Origin of the sequence: Candidatus Accumulibacter sp. ACC005, assembly GCF_907163215.1 — a bacterium.
In the GTDB taxonomy this organism is placed as follows: domain Bacteria; phylum Pseudomonadota; class Gammaproteobacteria; order Burkholderiales; family Rhodocyclaceae; genus Accumulibacter; species Accumulibacter regalis.
In genome coordinates this window covers 83,973-100,332 of record NZ_CAJQUB010000005.1, presented here as the reverse complement: position 1 = coordinate 100,332, position 16,360 = coordinate 83,973, and the positions used below count along the sequence as shown (strand labels likewise).

At 64.1% G+C, this 16,360-nt stretch carries 13 protein-coding genes and 1 pseudogene; 1 reads left to right on the top strand and 13 read right to left on the bottom strand.

Annotated elements, in window-relative coordinates:
* Window positions 1–97 precede the first annotated feature (97 nt).
* The 7 genes from QZ613_RS05570 to QZ613_RS05540 all read right to left on the bottom strand — a co-directional run bounded on the left by QZ613_RS05570 (window position 98) and on the right by QZ613_RS05540 (window position 8,433).
* On the bottom strand, window positions 98–1,141 hold the full coding sequence (locus tag QZ613_RS05570; protein ID WP_043568748.1) for a M14 family metallopeptidase: 1,044 nt from the start codon (window positions 1,139–1,141) through the stop codon (window positions 98–100).
* Between the two features lie 10 nt (window positions 1,142–1,151).
* Window positions 1,152–2,573, bottom strand: a complete 1,422-nt coding sequence (locus QZ613_RS05565) for a glutamate-cysteine ligase family protein (protein ID WP_043568747.1) — start codon at window positions 2,571–2,573, stop codon at window positions 1,152–1,154.
* A gap of 190 nt (window positions 2,574–2,763) precedes the next feature.
* On the bottom strand, window positions 2,764–3,612 hold the full coding sequence (locus QZ613_RS05560; RefSeq protein WP_291863943.1) for a DMT family transporter: 849 nt from the start codon (window positions 3,610–3,612) through the stop codon (window positions 2,764–2,766).
* Between the two features lie 289 nt (window positions 3,613–3,901).
* Window positions 3,902–5,866 carry a CHASE2 and HATPase_c domain-containing protein gene (locus QZ613_RS05555; RefSeq protein ID WP_291863945.1) on the bottom strand — a complete coding sequence of 655 codons (1,965 nt, stop codon included), beginning with the start codon at window positions 5,864–5,866 and terminating at the stop codon, window positions 3,902–3,904.
* Window positions 5,867–5,902: 36 nt separating this feature from the next.
* Window positions 5,903–7,552, bottom strand: a complete 1,650-nt coding sequence (locus QZ613_RS05550) for a FecR domain-containing protein (RefSeq protein ID WP_291981748.1) — start codon at window positions 7,550–7,552, stop codon at window positions 5,903–5,905.
* Window positions 7,549–8,247 carry a response regulator transcription factor gene (locus QZ613_RS05545; RefSeq protein ID WP_043568744.1) on the bottom strand — a complete coding sequence of 233 codons (699 nt, stop codon included), beginning with the start codon at window positions 8,245–8,247 and terminating at the stop codon, window positions 7,549–7,551. Before QZ613_RS05545 ends, QZ613_RS05550 begins: the two co-directional genes overlap by 4 nt.
* Window positions 8,248–8,256: 9 nt before the next feature.
* The gene (locus QZ613_RS05540) at window positions 8,257–8,433 is read right to left on the bottom strand and encodes a hypothetical protein (RefSeq protein WP_291981746.1); all 177 of its coding nucleotides are present in this window, start codon (window positions 8,431–8,433) and stop codon (window positions 8,257–8,259) included.
* Window positions 8,434–8,724: 291 nt separating this feature from the next.
* Between QZ613_RS05540 and QZ613_RS05535 the strand changes: the two genes are divergently transcribed.
* Window positions 8,725–9,546, top strand: a complete 822-nt coding sequence (locus QZ613_RS05535) for a formylglycine-generating enzyme family protein (protein ID WP_291863950.1) — start codon at window positions 8,725–8,727, stop codon at window positions 9,544–9,546.
* 58 nt (window positions 9,547–9,604) lie between these two features.
* Here the strand turns inward: QZ613_RS05535 and QZ613_RS05530 are convergent, their stop codons facing one another.
* The 6 genes and pseudogenes from QZ613_RS05530 to ispG form a co-directional block, all read right to left on the bottom strand.
* Window positions 9,605–10,135 carry a low molecular weight protein-tyrosine-phosphatase gene (locus QZ613_RS05530; RefSeq protein WP_291863952.1) on the bottom strand — a complete coding sequence of 177 codons (531 nt, stop codon included), beginning with the start codon at window positions 10,133–10,135 and terminating at the stop codon, window positions 9,605–9,607.
* Window positions 10,136–10,448: 313 nt separating this feature from the next.
* Complete coding sequence (der, locus tag QZ613_RS05525) at window positions 10,449–11,912, bottom strand: ribosome biogenesis GTPase Der (protein ID WP_043568739.1); 1,464 nt, start codon at window positions 11,910–11,912, stop codon at window positions 10,449–10,451.
* Window positions 11,913–11,979: 67 nt separating this feature from the next.
* Window positions 11,980–13,119: an outer membrane protein assembly factor BamB gene (bamB, locus tag QZ613_RS05520; protein WP_043568736.1), complete on the bottom strand. Its 1,140-nt coding sequence runs from the start codon at window positions 13,117–13,119 to the stop codon at window positions 11,980–11,982.
* Window positions 13,119–13,802 carry a tetratricopeptide repeat protein gene (locus QZ613_RS05515; protein ID WP_291863956.1) on the bottom strand — a complete coding sequence of 228 codons (684 nt, stop codon included), beginning with the start codon at window positions 13,800–13,802 and terminating at the stop codon, window positions 13,119–13,121. The genes bamB and QZ613_RS05515 overlap by 1 nt, the downstream gene beginning before the upstream one ends.
* A complete protein-coding gene (gene hisS, locus QZ613_RS05510; RefSeq protein WP_291863979.1) occupies window positions 13,802–15,097 on the bottom strand; it encodes a histidine--tRNA ligase in 1,296 nt (431 codons plus the stop codon). Before hisS ends, QZ613_RS05515 begins: the two co-directional genes overlap by 1 nt.
* Window positions 15,097–16,342: pseudogene (gene ispG / locus QZ613_RS05505) on the bottom strand (flavodoxin-dependent (E)-4-hydroxy-3-methylbut-2-enyl-diphosphate synthase). Before ispG ends, hisS begins: the two are co-directional and overlap by 1 nt.
* Between the last annotated feature and the right edge of the window lie 18 nt (window positions 16,343–16,360).

Genomic DNA, 16,360 nt, shown 5'->3' with positions numbered 1-16,360 from the left:
TCGCCATCAAGCGCCATCACGTCGCGCCGATGGCGGCTGGTCGAGAGTCTTGATGACGGCCACCCTACACGGCAAGGACGCCCCCACCACGCCCGCGCTAGACATTCGCGCACCACTGGCGGGCAACACTTGCCGAGTGTGGAAAAGGGATCCGCTCCATCAGATAACAAAGGCAGTCCTGCCGCACCACACGGGCGTCGAGCGTCAGCATGGCCGGTGTCGATGTTCGCCGCAGGCTGATTGTGCCGTCGCTGCAGGTAAAATATTCCTCGCTCACGTCACGCCGTCCCTCGTCGCGAACGTCGAGGGGAAAAGCCACGCGTGTGCGCCCGAAGGCTGTACCAGGTTCAAGTTGCCGGAAGTTCATGTGATCGAGCCGCGGATCGAAATCGACATCGGCCAGCGCATCGCCAAAACCGAAGGAAACTGCTGAAGGCACCCTCACCGTCGCTACCGTGTGGTAAAGATCGATGTCGTGCTCGTGCACGTCGTGCGACGGAAACTGCGCCAGATGCAGGCAGCCATCGATGAAGCTCGCAGCGTGCGCCTCGTTCGCCGCTTTGCCGGGCTTGCCGCATTCCAGCGTCAGTGACGGACAAAGCGGCGAGAACGCCGTCGTCTGCGAACCGGCCAGGCCACGGAACCAGACCACCGTACGTGAAAACAGCAAGGCCAGATGCAGAACCGCCTGATCGAGGCTATTCACCACGCAGTAGAGCGGATTGAGACCGGTGTTGTTGTGAATATCGACGCTGGCGAAGACGCCGCGCTCGCGCATGATGCGATGCACCTCGCTCATCGCCGCGTGCTCCGGGGCGGCGGCGTGCAGCTCCGTGCCAGGCCAGACACGGTTGTAATCCGGTTGATGATCGAGCCGACGCAGGCCTTCTCGCGCCGCGGCAACGTTGCCGACGAGGATCGACAGCGCGCGTGGCAGGAGCCGGCCAGAGTGGGCACGCAAGACGCTCTGCAGCGCGACGACACCGCTGTCCTCGTTTCCGTGCAGCAGCACGGAAACGAGCAGCGGCGCCTCACGTCGTCCGGGAAGATGTATCAACGTCGGACCGCCGAGCAGACGATGCAGTTCACGGGCAGGTGTATGAAGAAAGCCTTCGGGCAAGGATTCAAGTACGGTCAGCATGAAGTGGGACTCATATCGGCCACTCGTGCACCGGCACGAGACGGCGTTGATGCTCAAGATAATCGGCGGTAAGCCGGAAGAAATCCTGGTACTTCGCGTAGTGGGCCAGTTGCCAGGCGGCGCCGTTCTGGCGACTACGCAGGCGGGCACCGATCACGTCCAGGTAGCGAGTGATGTCGGCGGCGGCGAGGTCGAGCTCGGCCAGTCCCTCACGAGCCAGCGGAAGCAGCTCGCGCAAGAGAAGTTCGGCAACATTTTCGCGGCGGCCGTCGAGCCAGATCACCTGCGCTTCGAGACCGTAACGCGCGGCGCGGTAGAAATTGTCGCGCGCGACGGCGAACGGCAACTGTGTTTCAGGAGCCTCTGTCCGCCTGGCCAGGCAGCGTACCGCACCATAGTACAAGGCAGCGTTGGCGATCATGTCGATCACGCTTGGCCCGGCAGGCATGACGCGTTGCTCGACCCGCAAGTGCGGCGCGGCGTCTTTCTCGAAGCCGATCAACAGCCGATTCCAGCGCCAGATGGTCCCGTTGTGCAGGCGCAAATGCGCATACGAATTCACGGGTCCGGTTTCTTCATACGGCAAAAGTACCGGATACGATGACAGATTCTCGGCAAAGCACGCCGTTGGGTCGTCGCCGAGATAACCCGAACCGAAAGTCACCCGCCTATGCTCGGGATGGCCAGGCTGGCAGCAATCGACAGCCTGCTCGAACAGGGGTATTCGCGTCTCGTGCCAGAGAGCACGCCCGAACAGAAATGGCGAATTGGCGGCCAGCGCAACCAGCGGTGCGGCGAGAACCTGCGACGCGTTGTAGGTACGCGCCGCCTCGCTGACCGGCGTCTGCAGGTGCACCTGAAAGGATGTCGTCGCCGCTTCAAGCATCACGTCGGCGTGGGTCGCGGTGAGCGTGTCGATACCGGCGATATCGAGCGTCAGCGGCCGTCCACCGCGCAGCCGCAGGACCTGCTCGTTGAGCGCCGCATAACGCTTCGAAGGTGACATGCTGGTCAGCGACAGGTCGCGCTCGCGCAGTGTCGGCAAGGTACCGATGGCAATCAGTGCCATGCCTTCGTCAGCGGCCACGCGTTGGCATTGCTGCCAGGTCGCCGTCAGTTCCCTTTCCAGCTGTGACAGCGCCGTCGCCCGCAGTGCCTGCGGCGTTCCGTTGATCTCGACGTTGAACAGGGAAAGCTCGGGCACCACCAGCGGGTTGGCCATGCGCTGCAGAAAGGAGACGTTGCGCGGCACCGGAAAGAAATGGTCATCGATCAGCCAGGCCTCGAGTTCGAAACCGGCGACCAGGCCCGCGTTGGCAAAGCCGCCGCTTAGGTAGGCGTCGTGGGCATGCGCCGTCTCCTGCTCAAGGCGCTGACCGAAGCGCACAAAGTCGTCGTCCGTGAAGCCGTCGCTGCCAATTTCCTTGCCCATCGACTCCCCTTCACTGTGTGCTACGCAAGCCTCCAATCGACAGCGGAGTTTATGCGCCGGCCCTTATGATTGCTTGCGGTAGATCAAGTTCTGGTCACAGCGCCAGACGGCAGCGATGCTCTCGGACCATCCGCAGCCCATGCCACCGACGACCCCGGCGATTGCATCGGCTCGGCAGCCAGGCCGCCCATTATGGTGTCGCCACCCGCATTTTGCGACCGACGGCCACCGTCAGACAGACCAACACGGCAATCACCAGCGCCAGCGCATCCACCGACTCACTCAGGAAGAGCGCCGCCGCGGCGAGCGTGAAGAAAGGTTGCAGGAGTTGCGTCTGACCCACTCGCGCAATGCCGCCCAGAGCGAGGCCTCGATACCAGGGAATGAAACCGAGAAACTGGCTGACCAGGCTGACGTAGAGGAAAGCCAGCCACGCTTCCAGCGGCACGGCAACGCTTACGGGCGCGAACACGCCCGCCGGAATCAGCAACACCGGCGCGGCTATGACCACCGCCCACGAGATGACCTGCACACCGCCCAGAGATCGGGTCAGCCGCGTGCCTTCGGCGTAACCGATGGCGGCGCTGGCGACTGCCGCGAGCAAGGCCATGTCCGCCCAATTGACGCTCCCGCCACCTTCTTTCAACGAGAAGGCGACAACCAGCAGACTGCCAAGCAGCGCCATCGCCCAGAAACCCGCCGATGGACGCTCACCGGAGAAGGCCGCCCCCGCGGCGGCGGTCGCCAGTGGCAGCACCCCGAGCATGATTCCCGCATGTGAAGCATCGACCTCGCGCATCGCCAAAGCGCTGAGCACAGGGAAACCGAAAGCGACGCCCAGGGCGACCACGACAAGCGACTTGAACTGCTTACGGCTGGGCCAGCCGCGGCGGTTGAGCAAGAGGTAAATCGCCGCCGGCAGCGCGGCAACAACGACCCTTCCCATGCCGACGAAAAGGGGGCTGAGCGAAGCGACCGCGACGCGTGTGGCCGGCAATGTCAGGCTGAACGCAGCGACTCCCAGCAGGCCCAACCACATTCCTTTCGCTTCGCCGGTCATTGATCAAGAAGGATCGACAAAGCGCTCGCAACCAAGAGCAGACCCGCCAGGGGGACAAGCGGCTGGCCACCGGGACGGCCGTTGGAAAGCGAAATGATTCTCATGGCCGCAGCTTAACAAAGCGCCGACGCCACAGGCAAGGAAGAAACTCCGCAAGTGGTTGGCAAAGCGTGCCCCCGAGTCGGTTCGAGACCCCATCGCGACACCCGCGGCTCCCCCGCAGCAGCCGGACGACCGCAATCCTCTGTTGGTGAGCGCCGCCCTACGATCAATCGCCGGACCCCGGCACTTCGCCTCCGGGCAGGCTGACCCAGAAGCGGATCCTGCCGGCCGCGCAGTCGACTCCGGCGGCTCCGCCATGCCGTTCGGCGACCGTGCGCACGAAATAGAGCCCCAGGCCGCTACCCGACGCACTCGCTGCCTCCTGCCCGCCACGGCTGAAGCGTTGGAACAGTTTGTCCTTTTCGTCGGCCAGCAAGGGCGGGCCGTCGTTCTCGACCCAGAATCTGACTTCATCGTCGCGCGGCCGATCGAGCCCGATGCTGATGACCGTCGACGCCGGCGCATGGCGTAGCGCATTGTCCAACAAATTGATTGCACAGCGTTCGAGCAACTCGAAGTCGCCCTTGATCCACAACGGCTGCTCCGGCAGTTGGCGAACGATTCGCCGCTTCCCCTGCCTGGCCAGTGCGAATATCTCATCGGCCGCCTGCTGGAGCAGCGCACAGAGATCGAGCTCTTTCAGCCGATCGGGATCGAGCGCCTCCGCACGTGCCAACGACAGAAAAGCCTGCGCCATACCCAGCGCTCGCCTGAGCGGCGGCAGCAGGTGTTGCGGATCGCCCGGCGCCTCACTTTCAAGCCGAGCGACCGCACCGGCCAAGGGTGCGCGCAGGTCGTGTGAAATGAATCCCAGGGCCTCCTTGCGCCCGGCTTCCAGTGCGGCCATCCTCCGCTGCGCGGCCTGCACCCAGGCGATACGCTGCTCGAAGCCAAGGCGCCGGATCTCGCCCGGCAAGGCGGCCGTCGTCGGGCTCTCCGGCAGAAGGGCCCGCAGCTGGCGGAGTTCCTGGTCGAGGTGGGCGCGTGCCGCCTCGAGCCGCCGCCAACTCCACAGAGGAAAGGCGAACAGGCCAGCGAACAACGCACCTGCGGGCGCAAACCACACTTGCCAGAGCACCGGCAGCAGGGCACAGGCAGCACCCAGAGCGAGCACCCACAAGCTGCTGACCAGCAAGCCCGACAGCGCCATCAGACGCGGCAACCAGAGCAGCGGAATGCAGGCCAGCAGCGCCGCCAAGAGTAGCGTCGGCAGCGTCGCCAACTCACTGATCAGACGTCCATCGCGCAGCGAGAGCAGCACGTTCGCCTGCACCTCGACCCCGGGCATGGGTTCACCTAGCGCCGAAACCGGCGTCGGCAGAAAGTCGCCCAGACCCACGGCCGTGGCGCCGATCAGAACGATCTTGCCGGCAAAGACCTGCGGCGCGATCAGTCCGTCCAGAACGCGGGCGTACGACAGGCGTTGCACGCTGCCCGGCGGGCCGACGAATTCGAAGCGACGCGCGTTCTCGCGGAGCAACTGATAGCGCTCGTCCGGGTGGCCCACGCTACCCGTTGCGTCAGCGAGCACAGCAGGCGGCAGCTGCTCGCTGACGCGCAGCACTTCCTCCGCCCACAGCGGCCATACAGCGGCGCCAAGTCCTTCGCGCAAATACACCGAACGTCCGATTCCATCCTCGTCGAGGTGTACACCGATGCGCCCAATCCCGGCGACCGCCGCAAGCAGCGGGGCGATCGGCGGCGACTCGAGCAACTGTCCGCCGCTACGCGTCGATTCGATGACCAGCGGCAGCACTACCTTGCCGCACCGCGCAACGGCGTCGGCGAGCAAGGCGTCAGCCGACGGATCGCCGCTGTGCTCGCTGAACGCGATATCGACGCCGACAGCCGCCGGCCTGCCGGCGCAGACGATATCCAACAGGCGAGCGTGCCGCTCGCGCGGCCACGGCCAGCGGCCAAGCCGATCGAGGCTGTCCTGATCGACGGCGATGATCAGCACGTCGGCCGCTGCCTGGCGCCAATTGATCCGCTGGCCAATGTCGAAAAGCAGATGATCGACCCTGACCAGAAGGCCGCTAGCGGTAATGGCCAGCGAGATCGCTGCCAGCAGCAGCGCGACGCGCAGCGCCTCTCTACCGGGCCAGCCGGGAAAGCGGGCCTGGGCGGACATCGGAACGGTGATTGCCGACTGAGGAATCCACAAATATCAAAGGGCAGCCAGCGGCAACAGCAACAGCAGCAGCCACAAGCGGCTGTACGGGACGTCCAGTTCCTGCACGTTGGCCGGACCCGGCGTGTTGTCGCTGCGATCCACCAGGCGAACACCGAGGTAATAGGAACCGCCGTCGGGGCGCGGCAGGCTCAAGGAGCCATCACTGGCTTGCGCCTGGGCGAGCACCGGAAGCAGGTCGGGAGCTGCCGAGAGGATCGCCTCGTAGTACAGCCCGTCAGGCGCTTGCGGGAGATTGAGGTCGATCGTATCGGCGGCAATCTCGATCGATGAGCGGCCGAGATCGACCTCGCCCGGAGCCGGCTTGTAGGTGAAGCCGGCAGCGGGACGCCATGGCCCCTGCTGATCCGAGGCATTGATACTGGCGGCGCGCCAGTAGAGTCGCCCGGCGGGCAGATCCTCGGGCACCTGCCAGGAGTTCTGTTCGCTGCTCGCATCGTGCAGCGGCTCTGCAAAACTCGGTTCGCTGGCGACCTGGAGGCGATAGCGGGCGACGTCAACAACCCTGCTCCATGCGAACTTCGGTCGTGCCGCGCGTATCGTGGCCGCCTCTCCCGGGCTGTTCAACCCCGGCGAGAACGGCCGCGCGAAGACCACGAAGCGATGCACGGCATCGAAGCCCTGCAAGCCGTTGCTGTCGGCAGCGCGCAAGCGCAGTACATAATCACCGTTGGGCAGATCGGCAAAGGTCAGCGCCGCGCCAGCCGCCGTCTTGCTGAGCAGCAGGCGATCGAATGACAGGTCAGGCGCGATCTCACCATGCCATGCGGCCGCACCCGACAGTGGCGGGACGGGAAAGCGCAGCGGCAACTGCTCGAAACGCGCCGGCAAGCCGGCGACATCTGGCGCTGCCAGCAACGGTACCGGCGTGCTGGGTGGCTCACCGACGCGGGCGATCGTCCCCAGACCGCGGCGCACGCTGACGCTCGCCCCGGCAGCGCTGACACCCACCCGCCCGCGCAGGGTTTCCTCGCGCGTCACCTCGCTGTCGACGCCAACGCGAAAGTGGGTGCCACGGACCACCGCCTGCGCCGACGGGGTCTTGATCTGCAGGTGCCGATTGGCACGCTCCTCGGGGTTGGCCGTAACCTCGGTCTGCCCACGCTGCAAACGCAGGCGTGAATCGACCATCAGACCGCCGGCAAACACACTCAGCGAGTCGAGCACGATCTGCGAATTCGGCGCCAGCAGCAGCGTGCTGCCATCGGCCAGGCGGAGCAGCACGCTAGCCTCGTCAAGGGTTTCCAGCGTACTGCCCGATGCCAGCCGCTGGCCGCCGACGGCGCGCTGCCATTCGCCACTGGCCGCACGCCAACGCGCGTCGCCGCTGGCAGTGGCAATCATCACCTCGGCAGGAGCCCGGCGCAACATCGCCGCCGGAATACGTAACACCGTCCCCGGCAGCATTCGGTACGGGTCATCGACCTTGTTGGCCGCCTGTATCCGTGCCCACTGCCAGGGCTTGACCAGGTAGCGCTCGGCAATGCCGATCAGGGTGTCACCCGGCCTCACCGTATAACGCCAGACCGCCATCTCCTCGCCTGGATCGACTGCCATGGCGCCACCCGCGAACGCGACGGCAAACAATACGATCAGCAACAGCTTCCGCCACAGCGCTGACTTCACGAGGAATTCCTTTCTCTCTCCAGACGGTAACCATGGCCGTAGATGGACACCAGCCGCCAACCCGATTCGGGCGTGAGTTTCAGTTTCCGACGCAGATTGCTGATGTGAACATCGACCGTTCGCGTGTCGACGTCCGACGTCAGCGACCAGACCACCTGAATCAGGCGCTCGCGGCTCAGGGCACGACCAACATTCTGGAACAGATACAGGGCAAGATCGGTTTCACGCTCGGTGAGCGCGATCAAGCGACCGTCAAGGGCCAGCTGTCGCCTGCCATGATCGACCGTCAGGCGGCCGAAGTCCTGTTGCAGCGATGCTCCGGCAACACCTTGCTGGCGCCGCGTCACGGCCTGCAGGCGAGCGAGCAGCAGGGGCCGCGAAAGCGGCTTGACGATATAGTCGTCCGCGCCCGCGGTGAGCACGCCGACCACGTCCTCTTCGCTGTCACGGCCGGTGCTGAAGACCACCGGCGGCGTCGCATGACGTAGCTTGATCTGCAGCCGAGCAAGCACTTCCAGCCCGGACAGGTCGGGTACCATCCAGTCCAGCAAGCAGACATCGAAGCGACTACTCTCGACTGCTCGCGCGCATGCCACACCGCTGCTGAAGCACTCGACTTCGTGGCCGGCCTCGCGCAGCCACGTGCTGACGGTAGCCGCCACGTCTGGCTCGTCTTCGAGGTAAGCTATTCTCATGACAGGAAGTCAGGCCAGGGCCCGACGAACCGCGTCACGGTCATACCATCTACCGGCAAAAATCATCCGCCAACACGCAAGCGCCGACACTCGCAAGTCGCTGACCGCCTTCTTGCCCTTGCGAATCGGATTCTGCATGCCAGCCTCCCCTCCTTTCCGAGCGATCTTACCTTGCGCATCAGCCATGTGCAATTTCCGCTCGCTCGGTCGCGGCGCCGAACCTCCCGTGCGCTGCATCAGCGGCACCCTTGCTCAGCGATCAAGGCCAAACGCCCGGAAGGAGCAGAGCCGTTCACTACCGCCTGCCCATCAGGCAGCACAAGTGGGCACCCCCTGAGCAAGGGCCCAGCATGACGAAAATGACACCTGAACCGGCATTCTTCGCGGTATATTGGCCCCCTCCGACCAAGCACCCTGACCGCGCAGCTGCACGCGCCTGCAGCCCGCTCCCGCAGTCACCCCCTGTGAAAGTGTCTGATGTCCGCTGCCCGCCCCGAAAACGCCGAAATCCTGCTCGCCGACCCGCGCCCGGCCTGTTTAACGACCAACTTTGACGAAGACCAGTTCGGACGCTCGCTGGTCTTGAGCGTCGGCCAGGCGCGGCAGGTTTTTCGCTGGATCGAAGCAGGACGGTTCCTGATGGGTTCACCGCCCGACGAGCCCGAGCGTGGGCACTCCGAAACGCTTCATGAAGTTGGCCTGAGCCGCGGCTTCTGGCTCGCCGACACCGCCTGCACGCAAGCCTTCTGGCTGGCGGTGTGGCCGGTCAACCCGAGCCACTTTCAGGAGCACGCCGATAATCCGGTCGAGAACATCAGCTGGCACGACGCGCAAGGTTTCATCGCCGAGCTGAACCGGAGATTACCAGGGTTGCACGCCCGCCTGCCAACCGAGGCCGAATGGGAATACGCCTGCCGTGCCGGCACGGCGACGCCATTCGCCTGCGGAGAGCAAATCACACCTGCGCAGGCCAACTACCACGGCGGCTATCCATACGCTGGCGGCCAGCAGGGGCCCTATCGGGAAAAAACGGTTCCCGCCGCGTCTCTGCCGGCAAATCCCTGGGGCCTGTTCGAGATGCACGGCAACGTCTGGGAGTGGTGTGCCGACTGGTACGCCGAATACCCCAGCGAGCGCCAGGCGGACCCGGTCGGGCCGCCGTACGGCAAGCAGCGGGTCTTGCGTGGAGGCACCTGGAGCGACCCCGGCCGCTATGCGCGCTCGGCCAATCGTAGCCGCATCGAACCCGCCTACCGACCGCGCAGCAGCGGTTTCCGGATCGCTCTATCGCAGCCGTAAAAAAAGGAGGACAGCGCCGTGATCCCACACGCCCCATCGGCGCGCCGAACACGACCGCTTAGCTGGTACTGTCGTGGTGGTTCCGCCTGGGGTGTTCGCTGCTCGCGCTGACCTCGTCAAGCAAACGCTGCTCGATGCTCTCGATCAGCCCATCGGCAGCATCTTCGACCATGTCGAGAACCAGATCGAAGCCGTGCCCCAGGCCGTAGTAGGGATCTGGCACTTCGTCGTCGTCGAAGTTCTTGGAATAACTCATGAACAGCCCGAGGCGATCGTGCTTTTCGGGCGGGCAGATGCGTTGCAGAACGGAGAGGTTGTTGTGGTCCATCGCCAGAATCAGATCAAAGTAGTCGAGATCCTGGGCCGCCACCTTGCGCGCCCGCATGTCGGAAAGGTCATAGTTGCGACTCGCAGCGGCACGTTGTGTGCGCTGATCCGGCGCCTCACCAACGTGATAGCCGTGCGTTCCGGCCGAATCCACCTCGACCCGGCCGTCCAGTTCCTTGCGGCGCAGCAGCTGGCGAACAACGCCCTCGGCCGTTGGCGAACGGCAGATATTCCCCATGCAAACAAATAGAACCTTGATCACCTTGCATCTTCCAGATACGTTCGTTTCACGGCCAAGTTCGAGCCCCGAGCGGGCGCCGAAAAGGCGTGTCAAACCGATTCTCCCCGCCTCGCCACAGCAACGGAGTGCCAAGAGTCTTTTTTTTTGATTCGCCTGCGGCCCGCTTTCACGCGAGACGCGCCCGGCCTTCATCATCGGTCGAAAAGGCGGCCAGTGCAACCAGACTGCAGCGATTGTACGGGTTCAGCGAGAAAAAGTCGCCAAGGTGCGGCTGCGGGCAGACGTCACTTCGCCGACGGCCATCGGCTTTCCCGCGGCGCGCGGCGCGCGGCACTCAGCGCCCCACGGGTCGCCTCTTCGGCTTCGCAGCGACGCCCGCCTTGAGTGTTGTCCCGGGTCGCGCCGAATTTCTCGCGGCAACTCTTGGCTTGGCAAGCAGCTTGGCCTTGAGGTGCCTACGGCCCTCGTCAGCCCCCTTCTTCTCGGCAAAGGGATTGCTGGAAACATTGAACTGGATGCGCAACGGCGTCCCCTGCAACTTGAAGACCTCGCGAAAGAGGTGTTCGAGATAGCGACGATACGATTCCGGAAGCTTGTCCAGGGCATTGCCATGGATAACGATCAGCGGCGGATTGCGGCCACCCTGATGCGCGTAGCGAAGCTTCGGCCGGAACAGCCCGTTGCGTGGCGGCGCCTGCCTGGCCACCGCGTCGATCAGTGCACGGGTCAGTTGCGGCGTCGGCAGGTCTGCCATGGCCGCCTTGTAGGCCGCATCGACCGAGCGGAAAAGGGGTTCCAGACCTTGCCCTTGCAGTGCGGAAACGTAGTGGAAGCGAGCGAAGTCAATGAACGCCAGCTGGCTTTCCAGAGCCCCCTTGATCTGTTCGCGAACGTAGGAGTCCAAGCCATCCCATTTGTTCACGGCAACGACCAGCGCGCGACCCGCTTCGCGGATGAAACCGGCAATGTGGGCATCCTGGTCACCAATCTCCTGGCGTGCGTCGACAACCAGAATGACGACCTGTGCGTCTTCAATGGCCTGCAGCGTCTTGATCACCGAGAATTTCTCGATGGTCTCGAAAACATTGCCGCGCCGCCGCAGCCCGGCCGTGTCGATCAGCGTGTACTTTCGGCCGGCACGCTCGAAATCGACGTGAATGGCATCGCGCGTGGTACCCGGCTGGTCGAAAGCAATGACCCGGTCTTCGCCGAGCAAGGCGTTGATCATCGTGCTCTTGCCAACGTTGGGCCGGCCAACGATGGCCACCCGCACCGTATCACTATCGGGCACGTCGTCCGCTGGCTCGGGGAAAGGTAGCAGCGCCAGGTCAAGCAGCGCCCGTACACCTTCGCCATGCGTCGCCGAGATGGCAACCGGCTCGCCAAGGCCCAGTTCATGGAAGTCGGCGATCACCAGGCCGTGCTGCATTCCTTCGGACTTATTGACCGCCACGAAAACAGGACGCCCGGACTGGCGCAGCCGCCTGGAGATTTCCTTGTCCAGAGGCGTGATGCCGATGCGACCGTCGACGACCAGTATCACCACATCGGCCTCGTCAATCGCCTGCTCGGTCTGGCGCGCCATCTGCAGCATGATGCCGTCCTTGGCGAGCGGTTCGAAGCCGCCGGTATCGATTACCAGATAGGGTTTGCTACCCAGTCTTCCGTGACCGTAGTGGCGATCCCTGGTCAAACCCGGAATGTCGGCAACCAGCGCGTCACGCGTTCTGGTCAGCCGGTTGAAGAGTGTGGACTTACCGACATTCGGACGCCCGACGAGAACGATGCTCGGCTTCATTGACGTCGGCACTGGTCGTCAAGCGGTGCAACACGGGGCAGGATGCACTGTGCTGGCAGTTTCTCGATCACTGGGCGTCAATCGCGTAGACGCCGCCAGCGCGGGTCTGCAAGAGCAGCTCGTTACCGAGTTTTTGCAGGGGTGCCCGTACCGGGCTGCCGTCGGTGTTCAGACGTGCAGCGAAAGAACCATCGTCACGACTCAGCAGGTGTACCACTCCCTGCACGTCAGCCACGGCGACCAGAGCGCCAATGGCCAGCGGCGCCGTCAACTGGCGCAGGAAGAGCTGATCCTGCTTCCAGATGCTCGACCCGGTTGCCTTATCGAGAGCGTGCACGGCGCCTTGGTCATCGGCAACGTAAACGTAGCGGCTATCGATCGACAAACCCGCCGAGCTCGAAATATCGCGCGCCCAGACCAGATTCCCGGAACCGAGGTCGAAACACGAGATGCGGCCCTGGAAAGCGACCGCGCAGATCATTCTTCCATCGATGACCGGCAGGCTGCTGACATCGGCAATGCGGTCAAGCTCGGTAGCACCCTTCGGCAAGGCTACCGTCCCCTCCCACAAGGGTGCGCCGTTGTCGGCATTGACGGCAATGAGTTTGCCGCCGGGGAAACCAACGAAGACATATTTGTCGACCACCACCGGGCTGGCCATCACGCGCACGGCAAGCGGTGGTGTCGGGCGCTGGTAGATCCACTTGCGGCTGCCATCGGCCGCCGCGTAGGCAGCCAGGCGATGATCGCCACTGCGCACGATCACCAGCCCGCCGGCAACCGCCGGCGGCGCCAACACCTCGCTGCTCGCCTTGGCCTCCCATAGCAGCTTGCCGTCGGTGGTGTCAAAGGCCAGAACCTCCCCCTTGGCAGTGCCCACCGCAAGCAGACGCTGATCCGCGCCCACGCCCCCCGCAAGCTGTTTCTCGGCCTTGATCCGCCACACTGGCCGGCCATCGTCGAAGCGAACGACCGTGCCGTCACGCGCTGCAGCGTATACGGTGGAACCGACGACCGCGGGAGAGAAGGTATAGGGATCGCCCTTGCCGACTCCGTCCTGCCAGACCACGCGCGCCCGAGCTGTCGCCTGTATCGGCTGCAACTCGGCCATTTTTGGTCCGCTGCTGGCAAACGGATTCAGCGCGTCGAACGTCGAGCAGCCCGCCAGCAATACGGGCAACAAGGCCGCGAACAGAACGCGCGTCATCAGCTGCCCTCCCCGAGTGTATCGAGCTTCAGCTGCAGCACTTCGCGGTAGGCGGCGTTGGCCTGCGACGCCTGCAGGGTATTTTTCCCCTTGCCGCCAGCGTCACCCTGATCGAGTCTGGCCAGGGCGCCCTGATAGGCTTCACGGGCCTCGCTTTTCTTGCCCTGAGCGCTGAACAGGTCACCCCGCATGTTCAGGTACAGGGTCGAGAAGCCGGCGCCGGCCCCCCCTTCGAGTTGGCGCAGCGCTTCATCGTAGGCCTTTTCATCAAGGAGCACCGCCGCCACCCGCAAACGTGCCAGATCGCGCAGCTCATGCTCGCCGTGGTCGACCACCCACAGTAACTGCAACTTGGCAGTTTTCGCATCCCCCGCGTCGAACATCACCTTCGCCGCTGACAGTGCAGCCAACGGCGCGTAAGCCGTGCCTCCGAACTTCTCGAGCAGTTCACCGCTCGCCGCCTTGACCCGCTGTAGGTCCTGATCAGCGACCGCCTTCTGCAGGACTCCGTAGACCATCGACGCCTTGGCCGCCTGACCGCGTTGATACCAGTTCCAGCCTTGCCAGGCGATAACCCCGATCGAAGCTGCGGTGACGATGGCCACCACCAGATTGCCATACTGTTTCCACCAGGCCTTGATCTCGGCGATCTGTTCCTGTTCTTCGAGGTCATAGGTAGCCATTACGTTTCGTCCCAATCCAAAATAGAACTCATGATTTCGTCGGCGACAGCATCGACGCTGACCCGCTTTTGTGGGTTCGGCTGTTCGCCGGTCGCACGCAGTGGCTTGAGCGTCACCGCGCCGGCCGCGGCCTCGTCGTCGCCGACAATCACTGCAAAGCCGGCACCCGATGCATCGGCCTTCTTCATCTGCGACTTGAAACTGCCGCCACCGCAGTGAAAAAGCACATCGATACCGCGGTCACGCAAACCCTCGGCAACCCGAGCCGCCAGACGCGACGCCGCAATACCCTGGTGCACGAGGTACACATCGACTGCCGCCGCCCTGACCTCGCCCCCGGCGTCGCGAATCAGCGAAATCAAGCGCTCGACTCCCATCGCGAAACCGCAGGCCGGCGCCGGCTTGCCACCCAACTGCTGCACCAGACCATCGTAGCGACCACCGGCGCAGACCGTCCCCTGCGCCCCCAGGCGATCGGTCACCCACTCGAAAACCGTCAGATTATAGTAGTCGAGTCCGCGCACCAGGCGCGGGTTGATCTCGAACGGCAGCCCGGCATCGCGCAGGACCCTCTGCACGCCTTCAAAGTGAGCCATCGACTCGGCACCCAGGTAATCGATCAGCTTCGGCGCACCATGAATCAGTTCCTCCAGCGCGGGGTTCTTGCTGTCGAGGATGCGCAAGGGGTTGCTGTGCAGGCGCCTCGTGGCGTCGGCGTCGAGTGACTCGCTGTGCCGCTCGAAATAGGTGATCAGTTCGGCACGATGGCTGGCCCGCTCGGCGGACTGTCCCAGGGTGTTGAGTTGCAGGCTGATGCCGTCAAGCCCAAGATCATCCCACAGGCGAGCGCCCATCAGGATCTGCTCGGCGTCGATGTCCGGTCCGGGAAACCCCAGTGCTTCGACGCCGACCTGGTGAAACTGGCGATAGCGGCCTTTCTGTGGCCTTTCGTGACGAAACATCTGACCCATGTAGTACAGGCGCTGTGGCTGCTGGGCAATCAGATTGTGCTCAATGACAGCACGCACGCAGCCCGCTGTTCCCTCCGGACGCAGCGTCAGCGGCTCGCCATTGAGACTGTCAACAAACGAATACATCTCCTTCTCGACGATGTCGGTGACTTCGCCGATGGCGCGCTTGAAGAGTGGCGTCGGCTCGACGATCGGCAGGCGCAACGGACGATAGCCGTAGCTCTTCAGCCACGAGCGAATGGTCTCGTCGAACAGGTCCCAGAATTCGGCCTCGTCCGGAAGGATGTCGTTCATGCCGCGAACGGACTGAATCTTCTGACTGATCATTTGGCGACACACTTCCTCTGGTAGCTGCGTGCCACGTAGGCATCGACAATGGCGGTGAACTCCGCGGCAATATGCTCGCCGCGCAAGGTAACCGTCTTGGCCCCGTCCTCGAATACCTGGCGCTGCCGGCGTTTCTCCGGTGCCGGGAAGGCTGATGCCGATGTTGGCATGCTTGCTCTCGCCCGGCCCGTTGACCACGCAGCCCATCACCGCCAGGGTCATGTTTTCGACGCCGTCATACTCGCCGCGCCAGTGCGGCATGCGTTCGCGGACGTGCTCCTGGATCGACTGCGCCAACTCCTGAAAAAAGCTGCTGGTCGTACGGCCGCAACCAGGACAGGCGACGACCATCGGGCTGAAAGCCCGCAGACCCATGGTCTGCAGCATTTCCTGGGCGACGATCACCTCCTGCGTGCGCTTGCCGCCAGGCTCCGGGGTCAAGGAAACGCGGATGGTATCGCCGATGCCCTCCTGGAGCAGAACCGCCATCGCCGCGGTAGACGCGACGATGCCTTTGGAACCCATACCGGCCTCGGTCAAGCCGAGATGCAAGGGATAATCGCAACGCTGCGACAGCGCGCGATAGATGGCGACCAGGTCCTGGACGCCGGACACCTTGCACGAGAGGATGATCCGGTCACCCGGCAGACCGATGGCTTCGGCGCGCGCGGCCGACTCCAGCGCCGAGGCCACCATTGCCTCGCGCATCACCTCGATGGCATCACGCGGCTCGGCACGGCGAGCATTCTGGTCCATGATCCGCGCCAGCAGATCCTGATCGAGACTGCCCCAGTTCACACCGATGCGCACCGGCTTGTCGTAGCGACAGGCGGTCTCGATCATCTGCGCGAACTGCTCGTCACGCTTCCGGCCATGACCGACATTGCCCGGATTGATCCGATATTTGGCCAGGAGGCGGGCGCAGTCGGGCTGCTCCGCAAGCAGGCGGTGACCGTTATAGTGAAAGTCGCCGATCAGCGGCACAGCGACACCCATCCGCTCGAGCTGCGCGCAAATCGCCGGCACCGCGGCGGCAGCCTCGGGTGTATTGACCGTAATCCGCACCAGTTCCGACCCGGCGCCCGCCAGTTCGGCACACTGGATCGCCGTGCGCACGACGTCTACGGTATCGGTATTGGTCATCGACTGGACGACCACCGGCGAGTCACCGCCGACGGTAACCGGGCCAACGCGGACGGCGCGCGTCCGTCGCCGCGCCAGCGCGGACAGCGAATTGCTCACAGCGGGACCACCGCTTGC